Below are 6,000 nucleotides of genomic sequence, written 5' to 3'. Positions count from 1 at the left end.
TTTATTTTATCTTGAAACTCACCATTGATATCCCAATATTTTTCTGGTATAAATGCTTTTATTTCATCTTCCAATTCACAAATTAATTTCAAAGCAACAGATTGAACTCTACCAGCACTTGTATTTGAAGAGATAGCTTTCCATAGAAGTGGACTTACCTCATATCCCACAAGTCTATCCAATATTCTTCTTGCTTGTTGAGCATTTACTTTATTTATATCTATTTTTCTAGGATGTTTTATTGCATCTTTTATTGCTGAAGCTGTTATCTCATTAAACTCTATTCTATTATTTTCATTTTCATCTAATTTTAATGTATGAGCTATATGCCAAGCTATTGCCTCTCCCTCTCTATCTGGGTCGGAAGCTAAATACACTTTTTCAGCTTTTTTTGCTAAAGCCTTTAGATTTTTAGTTATCTCTCCTTTTCCTCTAATAGTAGAATAATTTGGAGTAAAGTTATTTTCAATATCCACCCCTAAAGTGCTTTTAGGTAAATCTCTAATATGTCCAAAAGATGCTGTTACTAAAAAATTATTTCCTAATATTTTTTCAATAGTTTTAGCTTTTGCAGGTGATTCCACTATCACTAGATTTTTTTTGTCATTTTTCTTCATAATTCCATACCTTTCAAATAAAATAATTTTTATTTTACTTTTCTAATATATTTTCCTCCACTAATACTTGAAATATACCCATTTATCTCCATATCCATAAGAATAGCCAAAAGAATTTTTGGCTTTATTCCAGTGGATACAACCAACTCATCTAAGTTTTTTTCTTTTATCAAGGAGTTATATATTTTAAATTCATCTTCTGATAAATTTAAGTTTACTTTATTTTTTTCTTTTATATCCCAATTAAATTCTTTTAGTATATCCTCTCCGCAAGTTACCAATTTTGCCTCAGAATTTTTAATAAGATTATTAGTTCCTATTGAGGCTGGAGAATAAATATCTCCCGGAACAGAAAATACATCTCTTCCCTCTTCTAAAGCAAGACCAGCTGTTATCAAACTTCCGCCTTTTTCCTTACTCTCTATAACTACTATTCCCTTAGAGAGTCCCACTATGATTCTATTTCTCAAAGGAAAATTATAAGCTATCGGTTCTGTTCCCATAGGAAATTCCGATATTATCAATCCCTTTTTCCCTATCTCTTCCCAATAATTTTTATTTTCTTTAGGATATGGAATATCAAGTCCAGACCCTACAACTGCAATAGTTTTTCCATTATTTTCAAGAGTTGTTTTATGACATATGGTATCTATTCCAAAAGCCAGTCCACTTACTGTAACTACATCTGATTCGACTAACTCACAAGTTATTTTTTCACAAACTCTTTTTCCATAAATTGTAGGTTTTCTAGTTCCAACTATTCCAATTGTATTTTTATCAGCAAGATTTAAATCTCCTTTATAGTATAAAAATACTGGTGGATGTGATATATTTTTTAAATTTATTGGGTAATCTTTATCTTTTAATGATACAATCTTTATTCCCAAATTTTTTAATGATTTTAACTCTTCCTCTAAATTTATTTTTTTAGATTTATGAAGTAATAATATAGTTTCATCATCAAATTTAAAGTATAGCTTTAATTGTTCATCTGTAAGTTTAAATATATCTTGGTAATTTTCAAAAGAATTCATTAGTTTTAAAATATTTTTATATTTAATTTTAACAATCCTTAATCTATACCATTCCATATTATCCCTCTATCTTCCATGAGCTCTTACTAATAAATCACTTATAATTTTTGATTTTGGATATAGCAATTTTCCCTCATTTAAAATAAATTTAGCATTTGAATAATCTTTTCTTAAGATATAAATATTTCCTAAAGCTGCATATGCCTCTTCACTATTTTTCATACTTTTATATTTTAAAAAGTCTGCCAATGCCTCTCTAGTTTTTTCTTTATTTCTATAACAAATCCCTCTACCTAAATATGGCTCTGGTAAATTTGGATTCATATATATAACTTCACTATAATAAGCTATTGCTGCCTCATAATCTCCTAAAAATCTATTTGTTGTTGCTGCCCCAAATAGATTTTCTATACTTGTTATATTCTTACTAAAAACATCTCTAGCTTTTTCATACTGTCCATTTACAAAATAGTAATTTCCTAATTCATAAATCTTACCTGAGTCATTACTTATTTTTTCCAAATAACTAGAAAATGCTTTATTATAGTATCTAAGCATAGCTGCTGCTTTCTCTCTTATAGTTTCTCTTACAACTCTATCTTCAATAGTAGCTATCTCAGCTGGTCTTGGATCCCCTTCATTTTGTATTAAAACTGGTATAGTAAAACTTCTTTTTACTCTATATTTATCTGTGTATTTAAAAGTTATACTTGTAGGTCTTTCCTCTTCCTCTAGCCCTTCAAACCCTCCAGAGTCCTCCTCATCACTATAATCTATATTGACTTTTCCATTTAATAAACTAGATGAGTCAAAATAATTATTAGCAAATGAAGAAACAGAAATCATTACTACTAAAATCATTTTAAAAAAATATTTCATTAATCTTTTATCTCCTTTACTGTTCCTATTATACTTCCACTGTGTAAATTAATTATAATTTCATCTTCTAATTTAACTTCGTTAGAATTTTTTATAATTTTATCCTTATGTTTTACTAAAGAATATCCTCTTGATAAAACATTCAATGGATTTAAAGATATTACTTTTTCAACCTGTAAATCTAATTTTTGTTTTTTTCTTTCCAATAGTAACTTCATTATATTTTCAAGTTCTATCTCTTTATTATTTAAAATCTCCTCAGACTCTTTAAAAACTTTTGAAAAGTTTTTTAAAGCATATGAATTTTTTCTATTTTCTAAATGGAGCTTTGCTACCTCCAATTGTTTTTCTATTCTATGAGTTAAATATTTTTTTCTCTCTTCCAAATAATTTTCTACATCTTTTTTTACAGGAATTGCTATTTCAGCACTTTGAGTTGGTGTTGCAGCCCTTACATCTGCCACTAGATCTGTAAGTAAAAAATCTATCTCGTGCCCCACTGCAGAAATAATAGGTTTCTTACAATTAAAAAATGCCATAGCTACTTTTTCTTCATTGAAAGCCCAAAGATCTTCTATACTTCCACCACCACGTCCTGCTATTATAAGATCTATCTCTGGAATTTTATCTAAGGTTTCTATCCCTTCCACTATCTCTTCAATGGCACCTTCGCCTTGAACCTTTGAAGGATAAACATAGATATTTATATTTTCCATTCTTTTTCTCGCCGTTGTTATTATATCATAAAGTCCTGCTCCATTTGAAGATGTAACTACTCCTATTGTTGTTGGATATTTTGGTAATGTTTTTTTATACATTGGAGAAAAATATCCAGCCTTCTCCATTTTTTCTTTTACCTTTTCAAGTTTTCTATAAAGCTCTCCCATAGAATTTTCTTTTTCTATATGACGTACTAAGATTTGAAAATCACCTCTAGCTTCATAAAATCCTACATCTCCAAAAACAGTTACACTATCTCCCTCTTTTAAATCCTCAGGTATTCTTTTTAATTTATAACTAAAAGCTGCACACTTTATCTGGCTCTTACTATCTTTTAATGTAAAATAAAGATGACCACTTTTATAATAATTTACACCTGAAAGTTCCCCTTTTAAAAAGAAATTACTAAATTCTGGAGTATCAGCTATAAAACTTTTTACTATTTTATTAAATTCCGTAACACTATAAATTTTATCTTCCATATTATAACTCCAATAACATCTCTTTTAGTTTATTCATCTTATCTCTCTTCAATATAGCTGTTTCAAAATCAAGTTCTTCAGAACATTTTTTTATCTCTTTTAAAAGAACTTTTATCTCTTTTTCAATATCCTCTTTTGAAGAGAACTTCATCTCTGAAATATTTTTCTCCTCTTCCATATCAATTCCATAATCTAAATTAAGAACCTCTTCTGAAACCTCTCTTATTATAGATTTTGGATCTATATTATTATAAGCATTATATTCCTTTTGAATTTTTCTTCTTCTCTCTGTTTCACCAATAGCCTGTGACATTGATTTTGTCATTATATCAGCATAAAGAATAGCTTTTCCATTTATATTTCTGGCTGCCCTTCCTATTGTTTGAATAAGAGAACGACGACTTCTTAAAAATCCCTCTTTATCTGCTTCTAAAATTGCAACTAAAGAAACCTCTGGTATATCTAACCCCTCTCTTAAAAGGTTAATTCCAACTATGACATCTATATTTCCATATCTAAGCTCTCTTATTATTTCAATTCTTTCAAGGGTATCTATATCAGAATGCATATATTTTATTTTTACACCAAGACTAGCATAGTACTCTGTTAACTCCTCAGCCATTTTTTTAGTAAGAGTAGTTACAAGTACCCTCTCTTTTCTTTTTACTCTCTCTCTTATTTCATCTAAAAGATCATCAACTTGATTTTGAGTTTTTCTTATTTCAATCTCTGGATCTACAAGTCCTGTTGGTCTTATTAGTTGTTCTGCTACACTTCCATTTGATTCTTTTATTTCAAAATCTCCAGGAGTTGCTGAAATAAAAACTGTTTGATTTGAAATTTTTCTAAACTCTTCAAATTTTAAAGGTCTATTATCTAAAGCTGATTTTAATCTAAATCCATTCTCTACTAAAGATTCTTTTCTAGCTCTATCTCCATTATACATTCCGCCTATCTGTGGAACTCCTATATGGGACTCATCTATAAAAATTAAAAAATCTTTTGGAAAATAATCTATTAAAGTATCTGGTCTTTCATTTGGTTTCTTTCCACTTAAATATCTTGAATAATTTTCTATCCCTTTACAATGTCCTATCTCTTTTATCATTTCCATATCATAAGTGGTTCTTTGTTCCAACCTCTGTGCCTCTAAAATTTTTCCTTCATCTTTAAAAGCCTGAACCTCTTTTTCCATATCACTTTTTATCTCATTTAAAATCTCTTCCACCTTTTCATCTTCTGTTAAATAATGTGTTGATGGATAGATTACAATTCTCTCTTTATTTTTTTGTATTTTTTGTCCTGTCAAAGTATTTATAGTTGAGATACTATCTAAGTCATCTCCAAAAAATTCAAGTCTATAACCCATCTCCATATAAGATGGATATATATCAACTACATCTCCTTTAACTCTAAAAGTTCCTCTTTCAAAAGCTATATCATTTCTTGAATATCTTAGGTTTACCAATTTTTCTAAAAGTTTATTTCTATCATATCCAGTTTTTAAATCTATTGGAATTGTCATTTTTTTATAAGTTTCTGGAGATCCCAATCCATAAATTGCTGATACAGATGCCACTATAATTACATCTTCTCTATTTATTAAGGCAGCTGTTGCTGCATTTCTCATTCTATCTATATCATCATTTACAGAGGAATCTTTTTCTATATAGGTGTCAGTTGATTTTATATAGGCCTCTGGTTGATAATAATCATAATAAGAAACAAAATATTCAACTGCATTTTCTGGGAAAAATTTTTTATACTCTGAATATAATTGAGCTGCTAATGTTTTATTTGGTGCTAAAATTAAAGTTGGTTTTCCAACCTCTGCTATAACATTTGCAACTGTAAAAGTTTTTCCTGAACCTGTTACCCCTAAAAGTACCTGATCCTTAACTCCTGACTTTATTCCTTCAACCAAAGTTTTTATTGCCTGTGGTTGATCTCCAGTAGGTTTAAAATTTGAATGTAATTTAAACATAAACTCACCTAATCTCATTAATATTATACAATCATTGTATAATATTTTATAAATAAAATAAAGTAAAAAATAGAAACCCTTAAATTAATTCAGAATAGATAGAGAAATTTATATTTTCCCATTTGATTTTCATATTTGATTCCATAGTTATTCTTATGGACTTGCTATTATCCAATATTCTTTTAACAGACTTATTAAAAAGTATATGAGCATCATTTTTATTTTTATCAACTATCTTTTGAATTTTATTACTTGCCTCCATAAAATTATCATCATAATCATCT

Annotated in this window: 5 protein-coding genes; all 5 read right to left on the bottom strand. The window is 28.3% G+C overall.

Annotated elements, in window-relative coordinates:
* On the bottom strand, positions 1-617 hold a 617-nt coding region (locus tag Q1J48_RS01315), incomplete at its 3' end, for a toprim domain-containing protein (RefSeq protein WP_300360666.1).
* Positions 618-646: 29 nt separating this feature from the next.
* Positions 647-1,708, bottom strand: coding sequence for a DNA-processing protein DprA (gene dprA / locus Q1J48_RS01310; RefSeq protein WP_300360665.1), 1,062 nt, complete (start codon positions 1,706-1,708; stop codon positions 647-649).
* A gap of 9 nt (positions 1,709-1,717) precedes the next feature.
* Positions 1,718-2,512, bottom strand: a complete 795-nt coding sequence (locus Q1J48_RS01305) for a tetratricopeptide repeat protein (RefSeq protein WP_300344752.1) — start codon at positions 2,510-2,512, stop codon at positions 1,718-1,720.
* Positions 2,513-2,529: 17 nt separating this feature from the next.
* Positions 2,530-3,732: an exodeoxyribonuclease VII large subunit gene (xseA, locus tag Q1J48_RS01300; RefSeq protein ID WP_300360664.1), complete on the bottom strand. Its 1,203-nt coding sequence runs from the start codon at positions 3,730-3,732 to the stop codon at positions 2,530-2,532.
* 1 nt (position 3,733) lies between these two features.
* Entirely contained in the window at positions 3,734-5,716 is a 1,983-nt protein-coding gene (gene uvrB / locus Q1J48_RS01295) for an excinuclease ABC subunit UvrB (RefSeq protein WP_300360663.1), read from the bottom strand.
* Positions 5,717-6,000: the final 284 nt, after the last annotated feature.

Source organism: Fusobacterium sp. (assembly GCF_029258315.1).
Taxonomy (GTDB): domain Bacteria; phylum Fusobacteriota; class Fusobacteriia; order Fusobacteriales; family Fusobacteriaceae; genus Fusobacterium_B.
This window is presented reverse-complemented; position numbering and strand designations above follow the sequence as displayed.

Excerpts from the sequence above, each read along its gene's own strand:
- Q1J48_RS01305 (WP_300344752.1), bottom strand. The coding sequence starts at position 2,512 with ATGATTTTAGTAGTAATGATTTCTGTTTCTTCATTTGCTAATAATTAT.
- uvrB (WP_300360663.1), bottom strand. The coding sequence starts at position 5,716 with ATGTTTAAATTACATTCAAATTTTAAACCTACTGGAGATCAACCACAG.
- xseA (WP_300360664.1), bottom strand. The coding sequence starts at position 3,732 with ATGGAAGATAAAATTTATAGTGTTACGGAATTTAATAAAATAGTAAAA.
- dprA (WP_300360665.1), bottom strand. The coding sequence starts at position 1,708 with ATGGAATGGTATAGATTAAGGATTGTTAAAATTAAATATAAAAATATT.